11 protein-coding genes and 1 pseudogene are annotated in these 20,471 nt (G+C 70.2%); 7 read left to right on the top strand and 5 right to left on the bottom strand.

Annotation, left to right across the window (positions count from 1 at the left end):
• Positions 1 to 57 precede the first annotated feature (57 nt).
• On the bottom strand, positions 58 to 972 hold the full coding sequence (locus OV090_RS01420) for a hypothetical protein (RefSeq protein ID WP_267701632.1): 915 nt from the start codon (positions 970 to 972) through the stop codon (positions 58 to 60).
• A gap of 724 nt (positions 973 to 1,696) precedes the next feature.
• Between OV090_RS01420 and OV090_RS01415 the strand changes: the two genes are divergently transcribed.
• Entirely contained in the window at positions 1,697 to 2,128 is a 432-nt protein-coding gene (locus OV090_RS01415; RefSeq protein ID WP_267701631.1) for a hypothetical protein, read from the top strand.
• A 589-nt stretch (positions 2,129 to 2,717) separates the two neighbouring features.
• On the opposite strand, the gene OV090_RS01410 is transcribed toward OV090_RS01415, so the two are convergent.
• The 3 genes from OV090_RS01410 to ftsY form a co-directional block, all read right to left on the bottom strand.
• Positions 2,718 to 3,698 (bottom strand): outer membrane beta-barrel domain-containing protein, encoded by a 981-nt coding sequence (locus OV090_RS01410; protein ID WP_267701630.1) that lies wholly within the window; start codon positions 3,696 to 3,698, stop codon positions 2,718 to 2,720.
• 12 nt (positions 3,699 to 3,710) lie between these two features.
• The gene (locus tag OV090_RS01405) at positions 3,711 to 4,709 is read right to left on the bottom strand and encodes an outer membrane beta-barrel domain-containing protein (RefSeq protein WP_267701629.1); all 999 of its coding nucleotides are present in this window, start codon (positions 4,707 to 4,709) and stop codon (positions 3,711 to 3,713) included.
• A gap of 490 nt (positions 4,710 to 5,199) precedes the next feature.
• Positions 5,200 to 6,402 carry a signal recognition particle-docking protein FtsY gene (gene ftsY / locus OV090_RS01400; RefSeq protein ID WP_267701628.1) on the bottom strand — a complete coding sequence of 401 codons (1,203 nt, stop codon included), beginning with the start codon at positions 6,400 to 6,402 and terminating at the stop codon, positions 5,200 to 5,202.
• 208 nt (positions 6,403 to 6,610) lie between these two features.
• Between ftsY and smc the strand changes: the two genes are divergently transcribed.
• The 4 genes from smc (at position 6,611) to OV090_RS01380 (ending at position 15,056) form a co-directional block, all read left to right on the top strand.
• Positions 6,611 to 10,243, top strand: a complete 3,633-nt coding sequence (gene smc, locus OV090_RS01395; RefSeq protein ID WP_267701627.1) for a chromosome segregation protein SMC — start codon at positions 6,611 to 6,613, stop codon at positions 10,241 to 10,243.
• A gap of 158 nt (positions 10,244 to 10,401) precedes the next feature.
• On the top strand, positions 10,402 to 11,193 hold the full coding sequence (locus tag OV090_RS01390; RefSeq protein WP_267701626.1) for an SDR family oxidoreductase: 792 nt from the start codon (positions 10,402 to 10,404) through the stop codon (positions 11,191 to 11,193).
• Between the two features lie 67 nt (positions 11,194 to 11,260).
• Positions 11,261 to 13,354, top strand: coding sequence for a cation:proton antiporter (locus tag OV090_RS01385; RefSeq protein WP_267701625.1), 2,094 nt, complete (start codon positions 11,261 to 11,263; stop codon positions 13,352 to 13,354).
• A 283-nt stretch (positions 13,355 to 13,637) separates the two neighbouring features.
• Positions 13,638 to 15,056 carry a hypothetical protein gene (locus OV090_RS01380; RefSeq protein WP_267701624.1) on the top strand — a complete coding sequence of 473 codons (1,419 nt, stop codon included), beginning with the start codon at positions 13,638 to 13,640 and terminating at the stop codon, positions 15,054 to 15,056.
• Between the two features lie 122 nt (positions 15,057 to 15,178).
• On the opposite strand, the gene OV090_RS01375 is transcribed toward OV090_RS01380, so the two are convergent.
• The gene (locus tag OV090_RS01375; protein ID WP_267701623.1) at positions 15,179 to 15,670 is read right to left on the bottom strand and encodes an alpha/beta hydrolase; all 492 of its coding nucleotides are present in this window, start codon (positions 15,668 to 15,670) and stop codon (positions 15,179 to 15,181) included.
• Between the two features lie 48 nt (positions 15,671 to 15,718).
• On the opposite strand from OV090_RS01375, the pseudogene aat reads away from it, so the two are divergent.
• A pseudogene (gene aat / locus OV090_RS50405) lies at positions 15,719 to 16,372 on the top strand (leucyl/phenylalanyl-tRNA--protein transferase); the annotation flags it as partial.
• 646 nt (positions 16,373 to 17,018) lie between these two features.
• On the top strand, positions 17,019 to 20,399 hold the full coding sequence (locus OV090_RS01365; RefSeq protein WP_267701622.1) for an amidohydrolase family protein: 3,381 nt from the start codon (positions 17,019 to 17,021) through the stop codon (positions 20,397 to 20,399).
• Positions 20,400 to 20,471: the final 72 nt, after the last annotated feature.

The raw sequence follows: 20,471 nt of genomic DNA, 5'->3' as shown, positions 1-20,471 counted from the left end.
TCGACGATCCACACGCCGCCGCTCAAGGAGCGTCACAAATCCCCGCTCATCACGTGATCATCCTTCGATGGTGCAGCCGAGGATAGGATTGTAGGCGACCGCGATCCCCCAGGACGGGTAACCACAATTGCCCGGGCAACCGGTTTGGTGTGCCTGGTCGAGATGCGCGCGATACTTGGCCCCCAGAGGGGTGGAGACGAAGAACGTGTAGGCGTTGAAGTCCGTCCCTCCGGTCACATCGGCTTGAAGCAAAATGTTGGTGGCGCCAGAGACATTCGTCCAAACCCCGCTGACGAGCTTCTGAATCGTGAGATCGCGATCGTCCATCCAGTCGTCGGATCCACTCCATGAGTTATCAACGCAAGCTCCGAACCACGTCTTGGTGTTGTTACACGTGCCCGGGTACCAGTATTGCGACTCGGGGAACTCCTGCTGCGTGTAGTAGTCAGAATCCGACACCGTGCTGAGGGGATCGAGAGTATTCGCCCAAATGGCCTGCCACGTACCGTTCGTGCAGTCGTCGCCGATGTCATGATAGCCGTCGTCTTCAAGGTCATAGACGAGAGAGGGCTTATTCGCGGCTTTGAGCGCTTGCGGGCCCATTTGAGTGAGCAAGCGTTGATGATGCAGTTCGAGGCGCGCCAGTGCAGCCGGCTCTTTTCCTCCTGCGAGGCTGTACAGTTGGAACGGGGTGGTTCCTTCTTCACTCAGGAAGCGCCGCATGGCCGACGGTCGCGTGACATCCCGGCCCTCGAGCACGGCGACGTCGTCGTCGCCGAGATCGATGAAGGTCAACCGCGATCCATCGGGGGCGTCGACGGATGCGAGGATCGCCCCCACAGCTTCGGTCGATGGGGTCATTGCATCTTCGACGATCGGCATGAGCTCGTTCGATTCAGTATCGCAGGCGCTCGAGACCAGAGCAGATGTAACGAGTAGGAGCCTCAAATTCGTCCTGTTGCGCGATTTCATCTTGATCCAACCTTCCAACTGTGAATGCCGTTTGCGCACTTCTGTGCGCACAAATCAACTACCCGGGAGCAGTTTGCCTGAAGCGATCGAGAACGGCAAGCTTCAATGGTAATTGAATTTGAACATAGGTGTTTGGCGCTCCAAGACCTCATGGTGCTTATTGGGCCGGATATCAGTGAGTTCCCGGGCTCGGTAGCTGGGTGCCAAGAATCGTCTATAATTTACGTAGCTGCTATGTACACGATCCCATTTGCGCCTACGTGGCCTTGAGTGACTGTGCTGAGCCGAGAGCAACAGGCATCCGAGTACTTTCGAGCTCGACGTCCAGGTGCGGCTGTAGTCAAGGCGCTCGCTTACACGCGGCCGGGAAACATCCGCGAGCCCGAGAGCGAAGACAGCAATGGGTGGACCGCTGACGAGCGTTCGCCGACGCGATGGAGCGCCGACGACCGAAGCGGGGATCAGACGACCTGCGTCCGTAGAGCGATTTCGAGCACAGAACGAACGGCCAAGCGTGGGTTATGCGCATGGGGCGCAAGGTACTCCGGGTGGCTGCCAACGAGGTTGTCAGGATCGCATCCTTCAGCCATCTGAGTTGCCAAGCAGCCGGGCTTTTTCCGCAGGATCTTGGAGCTGATGTTTGGTGCAGAGTTTGCAGAATGCGAAGTTGGTCTCAGACCCACGGCCTAGCCCGTGCGTCGCAGCCGCTCGGAGCCCACGACTCATGATCTTTCGCGCCCTCCTCGTCGCCGCCCTCGTCGTCCTGAGCGCCTGCAACACGCACTTGCCCACGCGCACCGACCGGCCGTTCACCGGGCAGTTCGGGATCTCGGTCCCGGTGCCTCCTCCCAGCCTCAAGGCGGCGCCGGTGCAGTACGTCGAAGTGCAGGGCAACCTCGAGGTCGAAGCGCCCACGCTCGATACACGGGTGTTCTTGTACGAGCGCTCCGGGGCCCGCGGTTACTTCGTGTACGCCGATCAGTTCGGCGACTTCGAGCTGAGCGCGGTCAAGATCGACCTCACCGACAATTGCCTCGAAGTGTGGTTCGAGGAGCCCGGTCCCGACGGACCCGTGAGCCAGCATCGGTTCTATGTCGCGGACATCGACGAGGACGACGCGTCGGTGGTGACGATGGAGCAGGCCGACGAGTGCTGAGCGGGTGCCAGCGGCGGAGGCAGATGTCGTGGAGGGAGCTGGTCGAAGGGACAGGTCAGTGAGCCGGTGACAGACGAGGGACCGGACAGTGGGGGCGAGCGCCCGGCAGGGACCAGGCGAGCTCGCCTGGGCGTCCTGGCTCGACGGAGTTCGTCGAGGGGTCGCTGCGAGGGGCGGACAGCTTGGCGAAGAGCGGGCTGGGTCTGGGACGGAGCTACGGTCGCTCGCGGAGTCTCCGCCGCCTCGAGGTCCAAGCGGTGCCAGCTCGAGGCGACCACGTCCACGGGCGAACTGACTCAAGGGGCAGCGACTGGTTGGCCTGTCGTAGGCCCTCCCGGCGCCGATGGACGGCGCAGCTGCGACCTGGTCGGAAGGACAGGTGAGTGCCGCGTCCGATGTGCGCAGGCACGAAGCCTCGCTTGCGCTGACGGATCTGCGAGGGCTCGAAGGCCGAGGCCGCCTCGAAAGCACGAAGGCCCGTCAGTGCCGAGCAACCACGGGTCCCGCGGGGAGGCGAGGGCGAGGCCCCGAAAGCACGAAGGCCCGTCAGCGGTGCTGACGGGCCCTGCGAGGACTCGACCGGAGCGGCTTACTTGGCGGTGACGGGCTTGCCGCCGATCTTGAGCTGCGAGCGCTTGGCCTTGGGCGGGAAGTAGAACGTGACGCCGAGCGAGAACATCACGTTGTGGTTCCAGTTGGCGTCCTGCTTGTCGACCTTCGGCGGCACGTCCGTCGTGGTCGCGTTGAGGCCGGCCGCGTTGTTGTAGGTCATGATGTCGTGGACATCGAGGTTGAGCGAGGCGAATTCGGCGAGGAAGATGTTCACGCCGCCGCCGAAGCTCGGACCGACCTTGATGCCCGTGTCGGCCTTGACCGGGTGCAGGTAACACTCGCTGTTCGGGTCGGAGTTCGGCGTCGGCCGGCAGTAGTTGGCGATGTCCTTGGGGTCGTTGGGCAGGCCCAGCAACTCCGTGGTCGACTTCTGGTTCGGGTAGTGGCGCCCGAAGTTGGCCAGACCGAGGCCGGCGAACAAGTACATGTCGTACTCGGTGAAGATGCCCGAGAACAGGCCCAGCTTGCCGCTGAAGGGCTTGAACACCAAGTCGAAGCTGGCCAGCCAGTTGTTGCGCGTGAGGCCCGACTGGAAGTCGTGGAGCAGCGGCGCGGGGCTGTTGAAGTCCGCGAGGAGGCGCTCCGGCGCGGCCGACATGTTCTCCGCGGTGTTCGGATCGACGCCGCGCGGGAGGCCGCCGGCCTCGTCGTTGAGCGCCTTGAGCAGCTTGGAGTCGCGGTTGATCACGCCGTACGCGAACTTGGCCTGGATGCCGATCCAGTCGGTGAAGTCGAAGTGGAGCTTGCCGCCGACGTAGCCCTTGTGGACGAAGGTCTGCGAGAGGCTCATGCCGACGAACGGCGTGATGCCGAAGCGAAGCTTGCGCAGCTCGAGCTTGCGGACGACGACCGGCTTGCCCTCGAGCGGACTCTTCCGCTTGGCGTACGCGGTGTCGGGAAGCAACGTGACGGCGACCAGGGATGCCGCCAGAACAGTGAGCGATCGAATCCGGTGCATGTCGAGGTGCTCTCAGCGGCGGGTGGTGTACTGGAAGGTGGTGGGGAAGTAGAAGCTGAGCCCCAGGAAGAAGACCACGTTGAAGGCGAGCTTCTTGACCGCGGCGTCCTTCGCTGCGTCGGCAGAGTCGAGGCTGTCGAGCTGGTTCGGTCCCGGACCGCGCTCAGTCGGCTCGAGCTTGTCCTGGTAGATCCAGGTGCGGACGCCGAAGTTCACCGAGAGCCAGTCGACGCGCGGGCCGTAGAAGCGGGCGCCGATGGCGAAGTTGCCCTGGCCGGTGATGTGGCGGAACGGCTCGTGGATCGCCTCGTAGCGCGGAATCACCTGGGTCTGGATCGCGCCGCCGCCGACCTGGACGTACGACTCCCAGTGCATCAAGGCGCGGTTGAACACCGCGATCTTGCCGTAGAACGGGTTGTACAGGAAGTTGACGCTCGCCTGCCAAAGCGTCTTGTTCGCGGTCAACAGCACGCTCTCCTGGAAGCGGATGTTGGTGTACCGCGAGGTCTTGTTGCCGAAGAAGGCCGTGCCCGTGATGCCAACCGCCATGCGGTTGGTGATCCAGTAGTTGAGCTCGGCGCCGACGGTGTAGTGGCGGACGAAGGGATCGTTGACCGTGATGCCGATCTGCGGCTGCAGCTCGAAGCGCTTCTTCTTCAGGAAGCGCTGGCGCTGCACGACGGTGATGAACGCCTTGTCCTGCTTCAGCTGGTCGGCTTCCGAGGTCGCGCTGACCTTGCCGGCCTCGCCCGTGACAGGCGCCTTCTTCTTCTCGTCGCCGAACAGGTCGGTCGAGACTCCGGCCTCACCGCCAGCCTTCGCGTCGCCCGCGGGCTTGGCCGGCGCCTCGCCCTCGGCCTCGTCGAGGACGATGGTGTCGTCGTCGGCGGGCGCCGCAGGAGCAGGCGCAGCAGCGGGGGCGGGTGCCGCGACGGCCGCGGCGGCGGTTCCAGGAGCAGTGAAGGCCCAGGCTGCCAGGAGAACAGCCGAGCCGGTCAAAGAACGTCGCATGCTCACCTCAAGGTCGACTGGCACGTGGGTATCTCGGAGGTCAGGCCCAGGGGCCTGTGGAGAGGCCCTGCAGGGGCCGGGGGAGGCAGGAATTCAAGTGGCCGGGAGGGCCGGGAAACGCGTGGGCCCGGAGGCCGTGGGAAGCAGAATCGCAGAGCTGGGGTAGAAAATCATCAGGCCCAGAGGGCACCCGACAACCGAAGCCATAGACACCGGTTTAGGGGTGTCGGACGGTATCACAGCCAACCACTAGGTCACAACAGCACAAGCGCTGTTTGAGAGCGGGCGCTGTTTGGAGCAAAGGCACGCAGGGCGGTGCGTAGGCCCCAGGGCCGCAAATTCGCAGGTGAGGCCCCGACACGCGCCCGCCGGCCGCCCCGCGAAGTTGTGCAAGACGATCTCCGCGCCGGGGGTTCGGCCACCCGTCACGACCAGGTGACTTCTACGACGCGCAAAATCAAACACGGCGCATTGTCGTAGAAAGTGCCAGTCACGCCTTCGCGTCGTCGAGGTCGCCGAACATGGCCTCGACGAAGGCGTCGGGGTCGAACGGGCGCAGGTCGTCGACCTTCTCGCCGATGCCGATGAAGCGGACCGGCACGCGGAGCTCGTCGCACACGCCGAGCACCACGCCGCCCTTGGCCGTGCCGTCGAGCTTGGTCAGGACGAGGCCGGTGAAGTCCATCGTCTCCTTGAACAGAACCGCCTGCGCGAGCGCGTTCTGGCCGATGGTGGCGTCGAGCACGAGGAAGGTGTCGTGCGGGCCGCGGACCTCCGCCTCGCCGACGCCGCGGGCGCGCGCGAGCGCCTTGGCGCACGAGCGGCGGATCTTCTGCAACTCGTCCATCAGCTCCTTTTTGGTGTGGAGCCGGCCCGCGGTGTCGCAGAGGACGACGTCGAAGCCCTCGCGCGCGCCGCGGTAGATGCCGTCGTGGATCACGCTCGAGGGGTCGGCGCCCTCCTTGCCGAGGTGGATCTCGCAGCCGACGCGGCGGGCCCAGATCTCGAGCTGCTCGCCGGCGGCGGCGCGGAAGGTGTCGCCCGCGACCAGCAGCACGCGGCGCCCGGCCGCCTTGTGGAAGGCGGCCAGCTTGCCCAGGGTGGTGGTCTTGCCGACGCCGTTGACGCCGATCATCAGCAGCACGTAGGGCGGCGGGTTCGGGCTGTAGTCGAGCGGGGCGGCGGGGACGTTCAGGATCTGCCGCGCGGCGGTGCGGATGACCGCCCACACCTTGTCGGCGTCGGCGACGTCGCTCTTGTCGAGCAGGTCGGTGACCTGGTCGAGGAGCTTCTGCGCCGCCTTGGCGCCGATGTCGGCGGTGAAGAGGACGGTCTCGACCTCGTCGCGGAGCTCGGCGCTGACGCGGGGACGGCCGCTGAACAGGCGCGCGAGCTTGGCGACGAAGCCGCCGCGGGTGCGCGCGAGGCCGGCGACGTAGCGCTCCTGTTCGGCGGCGCGGGCGAGCTCCTCCGGCGTGAGCGGGCGGACCGGGACCTCGGCGCGGCGCCCAGCACCGGACGCGAGGGCCCGGTCGGACGGCGCTGCGGTCAGCTCGGGCGGCGTCTTCCCCGGCGGGAGGGCGCGGCGACGCGCGTAGACGACGCCGCCGGTGACGACGAGCGCGCCGAGGATGGCGAGGAGCAGGTAGATCTCGGTCGAGGTCATCGGCGACGGCCACTGCAGCGGTAGCACAGCCGGCGCCGATCCTGAAGGGTTCGGGCGTAGCGATGCGAGATCTGCGAGATCTCGGGGGCGCGGCCCGCGGGCGCCGGCGGGTCGGGGGCGGCCCGCGTCACCGTTCCCGGGATCGTCTCCGGGGGAGATCGTCACGGCGGGCTTTTCCGGGGCGGCGGGTGGTGCTATCTCGCGGACGCCAGCGTTTTTTTGCGCGCGCCGATCGATGCGAATCAAGAAGATCGAGGTCAACGGGTTCAAGTCCTTCGCCGACCGCGAGGTCATCCACGTCGACGACCACGTGACGGCGATCCTCGGGCCCAACGGCTGCGGCAAGTCGAACGTCGTCGACGCGATGCGCTGGTGCCTCGGCGAGCAGCGGGCCAAGCACCTGCGCGGTCAGGGCATGGCCGACGTGATCTTCGCCGGTTGCTCGACGCGTGGCCCGGGCAACGCGGCGGAGGTGACGCTGACCTTCCAGAATAACGGGCAGGTCCCGACCGCCTACCTCAACTTCGCCGAGATCGCGGTCACGCGCCGGCTGTTCCGCGACGGCACCAGCGAGTACCTCATCAACAAGGTGCCGTGCCGCCTGCGCGACATCCAGGAGCTGATGGCCGGCACCGGCGCGGGCACGCGCGGCTACTCGATCATCGAGCAGGGCCAGGTCGGCCGGATCGTCAGCTCCAAGGCCGAGGAGCGCCGCTACATCATCGACGAGGCCGCCGGCATCACCCGCTTCAAGGCGCAGAAGCAGGCCGCCGAGAAGAAGATCGAGCAGACGCAGCAGAACCTGCTGCGCGTGTCGGACGTGCTGTCGGAGCTCGAGGCGCGGGTCGGCAACCTGCGTCGGCAGGCGCAGAAGGCCGAGCGCTACAAGCGCTACCGCGCCGAGCTGCGCGACCTCGACCTGTGGATCGCCAGCCACCGCTTCCTCGAGCTCGAGGCCATGCGCCGCGTGCTCGAGGTCCGGCGCGGCGAGCTCGGGGTGCAGGTCGACGACATGCGCGCCAACCTGGCGGCCGCCGACGCGCGCGGCGAGGCCCAGCGGACCGAGCTGCTGCAGCGCGAGCAGGAGCTGCGCGCGGCCCAGACCACGGTGTTCGACCTCGACAACCGCATCAAGCTGGCCGAGAGCGAGGGCCAGTTCCGCCGGCGCGAGCAGGAGGGCGCGCGCACGGCGGTCACGCAGGCGCGCGCCGAGGCGGCCGCGGCCGAGCGCTCCCTGACGGCGCTGCGCGGCGAGCTCGAGCAGGTCACGACCCAGCTCGCGGAGCTGCGCGACGGGGCCGACGAGGGCCACGCCGACGTGGCGGCCCGCCTTCAAGAAGAGCACGACGGCCTGGCGGCGCGGCTGCGCGGCGAGGTGTCCGAGTTCGAGCGCGGGCGCTCGCAGCTGAACCGCCTGCAGCAGCGCGAGGCGACCGCGTCGGCCCAGCTGCAGGCCCGCGCCGAGGGCCTGTCCGACCTCGAGCAGCGGATCGCGGCGCTGACGCAGGAGACGGAGCTGCTGGGGATCCAGCTCGAGCGCGACCGCGCCGACCTCGAGGTGGCCGAGTCCGCCCGCGAGTTCGCGGTCGAGCGGGTCGCGGCGCTGCAGGACCGCCGGGCGTCCGGCGACCGCGAGAAGCAGGCGCTCAAGGGCCAAGTCAAGTCCGCCGAGCAGTCCCACGACGCCGCCCGCGCGCAGATGCAGCGGGTGCAGTCGCGCGTGCAGTCGCTCGAGGAGATCCAGAAGCGCTACCGCGGCTGCGCCAGCGGCGTGCAGACGGTGATCCAGAACCGCGACGCGATCGGCGCCGAGGCCGGCGGCGCGATCCTCGGCATCCTCGCCGACCACCTGGCCGCGCCCGCCCAGTTCGAGCCGGCGCTGTCGGCGGTGCTCGGCGACCGGCTGCAGGGCGTGGTGGTCGACGGCGTGCGCGCCAGCGCGGCCGCGGTCTCGCTGCTCAAGGCCAAGCAGGAGGGTCGCACCTCGTTCCTGCCGCGCGAGTGCCGGCCGCGCCGGTCCGAGCATGGCGCAGAGGGCATGTCCGAAGAGGCAAGTTCTTACGGCCCTGGCCTCGAGGACATGCTCCAGCGGCCAGGCGTCGTCGGCCGCCTGGTGGACTCGATCGAGGTGCCCGCTGAGCTGCGGCCGCTGGCCCGCGCGCTGCTCGGCGACACCGTGGTGGTCGAGGACCTGCCGCAGGCGCTCGAGCTGTGGCAGGCCGGGGCGACCGCGCCGCTGGTGACTCTGGCCGGCGACCGCGTCGAGCCCTCGGGGGTGGTGATCGGCGGCTCGGCGCAGGGGCTCGACTCGGCGCTGCTGCAGCAGAAGCGGGAGATCCGCGAGCTGCACGAGCAGGTGACCACACGCGAGACCGAGGTCGCGGCGGCGTACGAGCAGGTCCAGGTGCTGGTCGAGCGCCAGACCCAGCTCGAGGCCGAGCGCGAGATGAGCGAGGCGGAGCTGCTCGAGTCGGAGAAGGTCCGGCTGTCGCGCGTGCAGGAGGTCAGCCGGCTGCAGCGAGAGATCCAGCAGCTCGGCCAGCGCACCGAGCAGCTGACGCGCGAGCGCAACAAGCTGCAGGCGTCGCTCGGCGGCCGCGAGGAGGAGCGGGCGCGCCTGACGGAGGAGCTGGGGCAGGTGCGCGCGGAGCTGCCGGGGCTGCAGCAGACGATCGTCGACGCTGAGGCGCGCATCGAGATGCTGCGCGAGCAGCAGGCGCAGGTCTCGGAGATGCTGACCGAGGCGAAGGTGGCGCTGGCGCGCTTCCAGCAGCAGCTCGGGGCGCTGACCGCGGCCGAGGCCCGCCTGTCGCGCCAGGTCGCGGCCGAGGACGAGCGCCTGCAGCGGCTCGGCCAGGCGCAGGTCGAGGGCGAGGCCAAGATCGCGGCGCTCGAGGAGGCGCTGCAGGCGGCCGAGGCCGAGCGCGAGCAGCAGCTCGAGGCCCACCGCATCGCGACCACGACGCTGCAGGCGGCGCGCGAGGCCCACGACGCGGTCCGCCTGGCCACCGACGAGCTCGACCTCTCGGTCCGCAAGCTGCGCAACGGCCTCGACGAGCAGCGCGAGCGCCTGGCCGAGGTCGAGAGCGTGCTCAAGGAGCAGCGCATGGAGGCGCAGCACCTGAGCGCCGACATCCGCGAGCGCTTCGACGCCGAGCTCGAGCTGTCTCTGTGCGACTTCCACGACCGCCCGCTGGCCGGGCCCGACTCGTCGGCGCGCCAGCAGGAGCTCAAGCGCGTGCTGGCGCGCATGGGCGAGGTCAACCTGACTGCCATCGAGGAGTACGAGGAGGTCTCGAGCCGCTGCGAGTACCTGTCGACGCAGAAGCGCGACCTCGAGTCGGCGATCGCCCAGCTGCAGGAGGCGATCGACAAGATCAACAAGACCACGCGCGAGCGGTTCCTCGAGACGTTCAAGGAGATCAACGAGCGCTTCCAGACCGTGTTCCCGCGCCTGTTCAACGGCGGCCAGGCCCTGCTCAAGCTGACCGACTCCAGCGACCTGCTCGGCACCGGCGTCGAGATCCAGGCCCAGCCGCCCGGCAAGCAGGTCCGCAACCTCGAGCTGCTGTCGGGCGGCGAGAAGGCGCTCACCGCGGTCAGCCTGATCTTCGCCATCTTCCTCATCAAGCCGAGCCCGTTCTGCCTCCTCGACGAGGTCGACGCGCCGCTCGACGAGGCCAACGTCGGCCGCTTCGGCGCGATGGTCCAGGAGATGGCGCAGAACACCCAGTTCATCATCATCACCCACAACAAGCGGACGATGGAGATCGCCGACCGCCTGTACGGGGTGACGATGGAGACCCGCGGCGTGTCCAAGCTCGTCAGCGTCAACATCAAGCGCGCGGTCGAGATGGCGGTGGCCTGAGGCCGCGCGGGGGGGTCCGGAGGGACATGTCTTGCGGGACATGTCCTTCTGGGCATGTCCGATCGAGCATGTTCCAGAGGGCATCTCGCCTCGGGCGCGTGGCCAGGCTCACGGCGGCGGCGGTGCCGCGCCGGGCGGAAACCGGGCATCGTCGCGGCATGAGCATCTTTCGCGCGGACGCGCTGCAGGGACTGGTCGCCCTCGTCACCGGCGGGGGCTCGGGGATCGGGGCGTCGATCGCGGTGACTCTGGCGGAGCACGGGGCTCGCGTGGCGGTGTGCGGGCGGACGCAGGCCAAGCTCGACGCGACGGCGGAGGCGATCGCGGCGGTCGGGGGCGAGGCGCTGGCGGTGGCCGCCGACGTGCGCCGGCCGGAGCAGGTCGAGGCGGTGATGCAGGCGATCGAGGATCGCTGGGGCCGCCTCGACGTGCTGGTAAACTCGGCGGCGGGCAACTTCCTGTGCCCGGCCGCGAGCCTGTCGCCCAACGGCTTCGGCACGGTCGTCGACATCGACCTCAAGGGCACGTTCAACGCCTGCAAGGCCGCGCTGCCGCTGTTGTCGCGCGCGGGCGGATCGATCCTCAACATCTCGGCGACGCTGCACTACGGCGGCACGCCGCTGCAGGTCCACGCGGCCAGCGCGAAGGCGGGCATCGACGCGCTCACCCGCACTCTGGCGGTCGAGTGGGGGGCGGCCGGGATCCGCGTCAACGTGATCGCGCCCGGGCCGATCGACAACACCGAGGGGATCACCCGCCTCTTGCCCCCTGAGCTGCGGGCCAAGGCCGAGCGGGCGATCCCGCTGCGGCGCTTCGGCCAGCCGCGCGAGATCGCCGAGGCAGCGGTGTTCCTGGCCTCGCCCGCGAGCGCCTACACGACCGGCGCGACCCTGGTGATCGACGGCGGCAGCTGGCTCACCGGGATGGGCCTGATGACGCTCGGCGAGTGAACGGGCGCGGACGAGCAGCGATCGGGCGCGCAGAGCCCGGCTGTTTTGCGTTACCTTGTCCGCTCGCATGAGCGCGAGCGCGAGCGCGGCTCACTACGTGCAAGAGGTCGGCGCGATCCTCGGGACCGCGGCGGTGACCAGCTTGCTGTCGCAGCGGCTGCGTCAGCCGCCGGTGCTCGGCTACCTGGTCGCGGGCATGATCCTTGGCCCGCACGTGCCGGGCATCATCATCGGCGGCGAGAGCAGCGTGCAGCTGGCCCACTCGTTGTCCGAGTTCGGGGTCATCCTGCTGATGTTCACCATCGGCATCGAGTTCAGCCTGCGCAAGATCGTGAAGATCGGGCTGCCGGCGGCGCTCACGGCGGTGATCGAGGTCGGCCTGATGATCTCGCTCGGCTACATGGTCGGGCGGATCTTCGGCTGGGACTCGAACGCGAGCCTGTTCGTCGGCGCGTGCCTCGGCATCTCGTCGACGATGCTGGTGGCCAAGGCGTTCGAGGAGCAGCGCCTGCGCGGCGGCTTCGTCGAGGTCGTGTTCGCGGTGCTGGTGTTCGAGGACATGATCGCCATCCTGCTGCTGGCGATCCTCACCGGCCTGGCCTCGGGGACAGGTCTGTCGCCGGTCGACTTCGCGCTGACGGTCGGCAAGCTGCTGGCGTTCCTGCTGGCGATGCTGGCGGCGGGCCTGCTGGTGGTGCCGCGCTTCATCCGCGGGGTGGTCCGGATCGGTCGCGCCGAGACGACGCTGATCGCCGGCATCGCGGTGTGCTTCGGCATGGCGGCGTTCGCGTCGGCCTCGGGCTACTCGGTCGCGCTCGGGGCGTTCCTCGCCGGCATGCTGGTGTCGGAGTCGGGCGAGGGGCCGAAGGTCGAGCACGTGATCCAGCCGCTGCGCGACCTGTTCGCCGCGGTGTTCTTCATCTCGATCGGGATGACCGTCGACCCGGTGCTGGTGGCCCAGCACTGGCTGCCCGTGCTCGTGCTGACGGCGGTGGTGCTGGTCGGCAAGGTGTTCGGGGTGTCGCTCGGCTCGTTCCTGGCCGGCAACGGGCTGCGCCGCTCGGTCCGCGCCGGGATGAGCCTGGCCCAGATCGGCGAGTTCTCGTTCATCATCGCCGGCCTCGGCCTGCAGACCGGCGCGATCCCGGAGTACATCCTGCCGATCATGGTGGCGGTCGCGATCTTGACGTCGCTCACCACGCCGGTGATGGTGCGCCGCTCCGAGCGCGGGGCCGAGGCGGTCGATCGCTGGCTGCCCGATCGCCTGCAGACGTTCGTGACGTTCTACGACGGGTGGATCGAGCAGCTGCGCTCGGCGCCCCGCAGCGCGGCGGTCGGCCGGCGCGTCCGCGGGCCGCTGGTGATGCTGATCGTCGACGCGACGCTGCTGGTGGCGCTGCTGGCCGGGTCGAGTTTGGTCCACTGGCAGGCGGTCGAGGCGATGTTCCAGGCGACGCACCTGTCGCCGACGGTGATCGAGATCATGTACGTCGGCGCGACGCTGACGCTCGCGGGCGTGCTGTTCGTCGGCGTGCTGCGCCGCGCTGCGGCCCTGGCCCGCGCGCTGGCTGCGGTGGTGCTGCCGACCCGCGACGACGGCAAGCTCGACCTCGGCTCGGCGCCGCGGCGCGCGTTCACGGTGGCGATCGAGCTGGCGCTGTCGCTGGTGATCGGCCTGCCGCTGGTCGCAGTGCTGCAGCCGTTCCTGCCGCTGAGCTCGGGCTTCGCAGTGTTCGCGCTGGTGGTGGCGGCGCTCGGCTACAACGTGTGGCGCAGCATCGGCAACCTCGACGGCCACGTCCGCGCGGGCACCGAGCTGATCGTCGAGGTGCTGGCCCGCCAGGGCCAGGGCGGCGCCAGCGGTCCGGCCGCGCATCAATCGCTGGTCGAGGTGGCGCCGATGCTGCCGGGCTTCCCCGACATGACGCCGGTGACGCTGAGCGCGACGAGCCCCGCGATCGGGCAGACGCTCGCCGAGCTCAACCTTCGCGCCCGCACCGGGGCGTCGGTGCTGTCGATCAACCGCGCGTCTGCAGGCGTGGTGCTGCCCGAGGCCCACGAGCGGCTGCAGGCGGGCGACACGCTGACGCTGGCCGGCGGCCACGAGGCGATCGAACGCGCCAGCGCGCTGCTGCAGCGTGGGATCGTCATCGGCGAGTGAAGGGCCAAACGCGTCGATGAGGTCGCGAGTGATTCTCGTGCGGCCGTGAGGCGTCGAGGCGCGGACGCGGCGACGAGGTCGTGACCGCGTGCGTCCTCCTCATGGGCTCGCTGGCTTCGCAACGGCGGCTGGCGCGCCTGCAGGAGCCGCGGCGTGAGGGGTAGCGACGCCCGGCGCTCGAGCGTCGCAGGGCCGTCGCTCCGCGGGAGACGCGTTGCCGGCGAGGGACTTGTGGCCCCTAACTCCGGGGTCGAGCCGGCTCGCGGCGCGACGAGGAGCCGACATGGACGAGGTCCGACCTTCGCACATCGAGACCCGCGGGGACGCACGCGACCCCGACGTCCCCGAGGCTGCGGGGCGCGCGAAGGCCTTCGTGTTCGCCGCGGCGGTGGTCGCGGCGCTGGTGCTCGGCGCGCTCGGCAGCCAGGTGGCCGACGGGATCGTCGTGCTCGGGGCGGTGCCGTTCGCGTTCGTGCTGTTCGTGCTGGTGCTCCTCGGCGTGGCGCTGTTCCACGGCCACACGCTGCAGGTGGCGCTCGGCGGGGCGCTCGTGATCACGGCCTACACGGCGGTGTTCGCCCCCGGCTTCGCGTGGCCGGCCGAGCAGGCGCACCCGGGCCTGTGGGGCCACCTGCTTCACGAGGGCGAGCACACGCTGCTGAACCTCGGCGGGCTGCTCCTCGGCTTCTCGCTGCTGGCCAAGTTCTTCGAGCACTCGGGCGTGCCCGACAACCTCTCGCGGCTCTTGCCGCGGCGCCCGATCCTCGGCGCCTTCACGCTGCTGGCGCTGGTGTGGGTCATCTCGTCGTTCCTCGACAACATCGCGGCGGCGATGATCGGCGGGGTGATGGCTCGCTCGGCCTTCCGCGAGCGGGTGACGGTCGGTTACGTGGCGGCGCTGGTCGCCGCGAGCAACGCGGGCGGGGCGTGGAGCGTGCTCGGCGACACGACGACGACGATGATGTGGCTCGACGGGGTGTCGCCGCTGGCCGTGCTGCGGGCGCTCGTCGCCAGCGCGGTGGCGCTCGTGATCTGCGGCGTGTTCGGGGCGGTGCAGCAGTCGCGCGTGCAGGCGATCGAGCCCCCGACCGGCGAGACGAAGCCGATCGATCGGGTCCAGGTGATGATCGTGGTGCTGATCCTGGCGGGCGCGATCGGGGCCAACTTCCTGTTCACGGGCCCGTGGGCGGGCTTCTTCGCCGGCGGCCCGTGGTACGGGGTGTGGGCGGCGATCCTGGTCGGGGCGCTGCTGCGTCGGCCGGCCTGGGACGAGCTGCCCGGGGCGGTCAAGGGCGCGCTGTTCCTGCTGTCGCTGGTGTGGTGCGCGTCGCTGATGCCGGTGCGCGCGCTGCCCCCGGCGTCGTGGCCGACGGCGCTCGGGCTCGGCTTCGTGTCTGCGGTGTTCGACAACATCCCGCTGACGAAGCTGGCGCTCGAGCAGAGCGGCTACGACTGGGGGCTCGTGGCGTTCAGCGTCGGGTTCGGCGGGTCGATGATCTGGTTCGGCTCGTCGGCAGGCGTAGCGATTTCGAAGGACTTCCCCGAGGCGCGGCACACGTTGCGCTACCTGAAGGAGGGCTGGCCGGTGGTCCTGGCCTACGTGGTGGCGTTCTTCACCATGTTGCTGACGCTGCAGTGGTCGCCCCAGGCGAAGCGCGACGAGTCGGCCCCGGGCGTGCCGGCGGCGCAGGCGAGGGAGTAGGAGCCGGGCGGGCGGAGCACCGCGAGGGCGCGACGGGTGGGCGTCGGGCTCGCGCTCCAGGACATGTTCCGAAGCACATGTGCGAAAGGACCTGCCCGTCGCGGCATGTCCTTTCAGTCACGTCAGTCGCGCGCGAACTCGGCGGCGGCGGCGACGATGCGGTCGAGCGAGCGGGCGAGGACGTGGGCGTCGTCGACGACCTCGAGGCGGACGGCCGGATATGCGGCGGCCCAGGCCTCGATCGCGGCGACGGGGATGAGCTCGTCGTGGCGGCCGTGGATGACGTGCGTCGGGCACGGCGGCGCGAGCTCGAGGGCGTCGGCGGGGGGCTCGCTCAGGATGAGGGCCGGGGCGGCGAGGACGAGGCCGCGGACGCGGCCGCCGGCGCGGTGGTGGAGGATCGCGCCGCACAGGGCGGTGAGTCCGCCGTAGCTCGAGCCGACCAGGACGCAGCCGTCGTGGGCGGCGAGCTCGGGCATCAGGCCGGCGACGCGCGCGGCGAGGTTCATGCCGGTGAAGTCGGGCGCCACGAGGTCGAGCCCGGCGGCTCGCAGCGCCTGGGCCTTGCGACCCTGGGGGCTGCCCTCGAGGCCGTGGCAGAAGACGACCTTCATCGCGCGACAGGATACGCGGCGAGCCGGCCGCCGTGGTAGGCCATGGCCATGCCGGTGTTCGCGCTGACGGACGAGCTGGTGTTCCCCGATCCGAGCCAGGCCGAGCCGGACGGGCTGCTCGCGCTCGGCGGCGATCTGCGACCGGAGCGGCTGCTGCTGGCCTACGCGCACGGGATCTTCCCGTGGAACAGCGAGGACGAGCCGCTGCTGTGGTGGTCGCCGGCGCCGCGGGCGGTGCTAGTGCCGGGCGAGATCGCGGTGCCGCGCTCGCTGGCGAAGGCGATCCGTCGTCGGCGTTACCGGATCTCGCTCGACCTGTCCTTCGAGGCAGTCATCGCGGCGTGCGCCGAGACGCCGCGCCCGGGCCAGGACCGCACGTGGATCACGCCGGGGATCCGCGCTGCGTTCACGGATCTGCACCGCCGCGGCCTGGCGCACAGCGTCGAGGCGTGGGACGGCGACCGCCTGGTCGGCGGGCTGTACGGGCTGGCGCTGGGGTCGGTGTTCTGCGGCGAGAGCATGTTCGCCCGGGCCGACGACGCGTCGAAGATCGCGTTCGTGGCGCTGGCCGAGCAGCTGCGGCGGTGGGAGTTCTCGCTGATCGACTGCCAGGTCGAGACGGCCCACCTGCACCGCTTCGGGGCGACGCCGGTCGAGCGCGCGGAGTTCATGCGCCGGCTCTCGGCCGCGGTTGCGCGACCGTGGCGGGTCGGGGTGTGGACGCTCGACGAAGACCTGGCAGGTCGCGCCGAGGGCGGACCGCCGCCGCGAAAGGCGCCGCCGCCGGTGATGTGGCGACTGTCCCGAGAGACAGACGAAGAGAAGGGCAAGCGCGTCGAGGAGGGGGCTCGGAGCCGGCGCAGGCGGCGAGACGCGAACCGCGGCGGGGAGGCTCCGGCTGCGCGCGAGGCCGTGGTGGGGATGACCCGAGAGACAGGTGAGGCGGCGAGGAGCGCTGCGGCTGCCGAGATGGCGCGAGGGACAGGTGAGGCGCAGGAGGCGGAACAGACCGGGCGAGGCGAGGCGGCGGGCGCGGGCGAGATGGCGCGAGGGACAGGTGAGGCCTCCGTCGGCGAAGAGGCCGGGCGAGGTGAGGCGGCGGGCGCGGGTGAGATTGCGGGAGCGACTGGCCTGGGGCGGGACCGCGAGGCCGGGCGAGAGACCGGGACTCACGGTGAGGCGCTCGGGGAGATGTCGCAAGAGACAGGTGCCGGCGGCTCTCGCGGCGGCGGCGAGTGAGGCGGGCGCAGGTTCTCGCGGCGTGAGTCACCGGGTGCGGTCACGCAGCGGTCGGCTGCGTCGGGCGTGACGGGCGTGGGGGGCGAGGGGTATCATCCGCGCCTCTCGCATGCCTCGTTCGCGCGTCGTTCGGCTCCTCACAACGGCTCTCTCTCCCGCCCTCGCGGCCTCCGTCGCAGCCACCGGCTGCACCCCTCGTACGGCGGCTCCCACGCCGCCGCCGGGGCATCAGCCGGGGGCACCGCCGCCGCCGCCGACGGCAGGCAAGGTCGAGGCCGACGGCAAGGAGGACGCGCCGAAGTGGGACGTGAACGATCCGCCGGGCGAGAAGACCGAGGTCGCTATCGACGTCACCGAGGGCACGTGGATGAGCCTCGACGTCAGCCCCGACGGGGCCGAGATCGTGTTCGACCTGCTCGGTGACCTGTACGCGCTGCCGATCGCGGGCGGCGAGGCGCGGGTGCTGACCTCGGGCATGGCGTGGGACATGCAGCCGCGCTACAGCCCCGACGGCAAGTGGATCGCGTTCACCAGCGATCGCGGCGGCGGCGACAACGTGTGGGTCATCCCGCGCGCGGGCGGCGAGGCGCGGCAGGTGACGAAGGAGGACTTCCGGCTGGTCAACTCGCCGGTCTGGTCGCCAGACGGCAACTTCATCGCGGTGCGCAAGCACTTCACCAAGCACCGCAGCCTCGGCGCCGGCGAGATCTGGCTGTACCACGTGTCGGGCGGCAAGGGCCTGGCGATGACCGAGAAGCCCAACGACCAGAAGGACGTCAACGAGCCGGCGTTCTCGCCCGACGGCAAGTACGTGTACTTCAGCCAGGACACCACGCCGGGCTCGTACTTCGAATACAACAAGGACCCGTACGCCGGCATCTACACGATCCGCCGGCTCGAGCGGGCCACCGGGCGCATCGAGGACCTGGTCGGAGGGACAGGTGGCGCGGCCCGCCCGACGCCGTCGCACGACGGCAAGTCGCTGGCGTTCATCCGCCGCGTCGGGGCGACGCCGCAGCACCCGGGCTCGACCGCGCTGTACGTGCGCGACGTGAAGAGCGGGCAGGAGCGGCTGGTGGTCCGCGGGCTCGAGCGCGACAACCAGGAGACGTGGGCGATCCACGGGGTCTACCCGGCGATCGCGTTCACGCCCGACGACCGCGCGATCGTGTACTGGAGCGCGGGCAAGCTGCACCGGGTCGACGTCGCCAGCGGCAAGGTCAGCGACATCGCCTTCCACGTGAAGTCGACGCGCAAGATCCAGCCGGCGATCCGCTACCCGGTCAAGGTGGCGCCGCCGGAGTTCGCGGTGAAGATGCTGCGCTGGCCGACGGTCAGCCCCGACGGCAAGTCGGTGGTCTACCAGGCGCTGGGCAAGCTGTACGTGAGGACATTGCCGAACGGACAGCCCAAGCGGCTGACCACCCAGGACGAGCACGTCGAGCTCTACCCGACGTTCACGCGCGACGGCAAGTCGATCGTCTACGCGACGTGGGACGACCAGGGCTTCGGCAGCGTGCGCGTGATGCCGGCCAAGGGCGGCAAGAGCCGGGTGCTGACGACCGAGCCCGGGCACTACGTCGAGCCGACGGTGGCGCCCGACGGGCAGACGGTGGTCTACCGCAAGGTCGCGGGCGGGTGGACGCGCTCGCCGGCGTGGTCGGCCGAGCTGGGGCTGTACGCGGTGCCGGTGCGCGGGGGGACGCCGCAGCGGATCGTCCGCGAGGGCGAGCAGCCGCACTTCGGGGCGGCCAGCGACCGGGTGTTCTACGCGCTCGAGAAGGACGACAAGGTCCAGCTGTGGAGCGTGGCGCTCGACGGCAGCGAGCCGTATCACCACGCCAGCAGCGAGCTGGCGACCGCGTTCAAGGTGTCGCCCGACGGCCAGTGGGTGGCGTGGCAGGAGGGCTTCCAGGCCCACGTGGCGCCGTTCCCGGCGACCGGGCGGGCGATGGAGCTGGCGCCCAAGATGGACGCGGTGCCGTCGTACAAGGTGTCGAAGGACGCGGGCAACGAGCTGCACTGGTCGGGCGACAGCAAGCGCCTGCACTGGTCGCTGGGGCCGCAGCTGTACACGCGCGCGCTCGACGAGGTGTTCGCGTTCGTGCGCGCCGACGGCAAGCTGCCCGAGGGGCCGCTGCCCGACGCGCCGGGGCTCGAGATCGGGTTCACGCAGGCGACGGCGCGGCCGAAGGGCGTGGTGGCGCTGGTCGGGGCCAAGGCGATCACGATGAAGGGCGAGGAGGTGATCGAGCGGGCGACGATCGTGATCCAGGACGACCGGATCCAGGCGATCGGTCCCGAAGGACAGGTGGCGATCCCGGCCGGCGCGCGCACGATCGACCTCAAGGGGGCGACTGTGATCCCGGGGCTCGTCGACGTCCACGCGCACGGGTCGGCCGGCGAGCAGGGCATCGTGCCGGAGCAGAACTGGCACCACCTGTCGGCGCTGGCGTTCGGGGTGACGACGCTGCACGACCCGAGCAACGACACTGCGACGATCTTCGCCGCCAGCGAGCTGCAGAAGGCGGGTCTCGTGGCGGCGCCGCGGCTGTTCTCGACCGGCACGATCCTCTACGGGGCGCTGGCGCCGTTCAAGGCGCAGATCGACTCGCTCGACGACGCCCGCTCGCACCTGCGGCGGATGAAGGCGGTCGGGGCGTTCTCGGTCAAGAGCTACAACCAGCCGCGCCGCGAGCAGCGGCAGCAAGTGCTGGCGGCGGCGCGCGAGCTCGAGATGATGGTGGTGCCGGAGGGCGGGGCGCTCTACCACCACAACATGACGATGGTGGCCGACGGCCACACGGGGGTCGAACACGCGGTGCCGGTGGCGACGCTGTACGCCGACGCGCTGCAGCTGTGGGGCGGCACGAAGGTCGGCTACACGCCGACGCTCGGGGTGGCCTACGGCGGGCTCGGCGGCGAGAACTACTGGTACGCGACCACCGACGTGTGGAAGAACGCGGCGCTGACCCGCTTCGTGCCGCAGCACGCGTTCGCCGGGACGGCCTACCGCCGGGTGACGGCGTCGGAGGGCGACTGGAACCACTTCCGCGCGGCGCAGACGGCCAAGAAGCTGCTCGACGCCGGCGTCGGGGTGAACCTCGGCGCGCACGGCCAGCGCGAGGGCCTGGCGGCCCACTGGGAGGTGTGGATGCTGGCCCAGGGCGGGATGACGCCGCACGAGGCGCTGCGCGCGGGCACCCTGAACGGCGCGCGCTACCTCGGCCTCGACGCCGACATCGGCTCGATCGAGCCCGGAAAGCTGGCCGACCTCGCGGTGCTGGCCAAGGACCCGCTGGCGGAGATCCGCAACACCGACTCGGTGACGCACGTGATCGTCGGCGGCCGGGTGTTCGAGGCTGCGACGATGCGCGAGGTCGGCGGGCTCGGCTACGTGCCGCAGCCGCTCTACTGGCTGGCGGCGGAGGGCCAGGCGAGCACGGCGGCGCCGCCGAAGCACGCGCGCTGCGACCACGGCGAGCCATGAGCGGGGCGGGCGGCGGGGCTGGCCGCAAGGACATGCTCTGAAGGACCGGTCACGCGCTGGCCTGGCGACGAG

Origin of the sequence: Nannocystis sp. RBIL2, from assembly GCF_026626745.1 — a bacterium.
Taxonomy (GTDB): domain Bacteria; phylum Myxococcota_A; class Polyangia; order Nannocystales; family Nannocystaceae; genus Nannocystis.
Note: the sequence above shows the minus strand (reverse complement) of the source record. Positions and strands in the feature narration are given on the sequence as shown.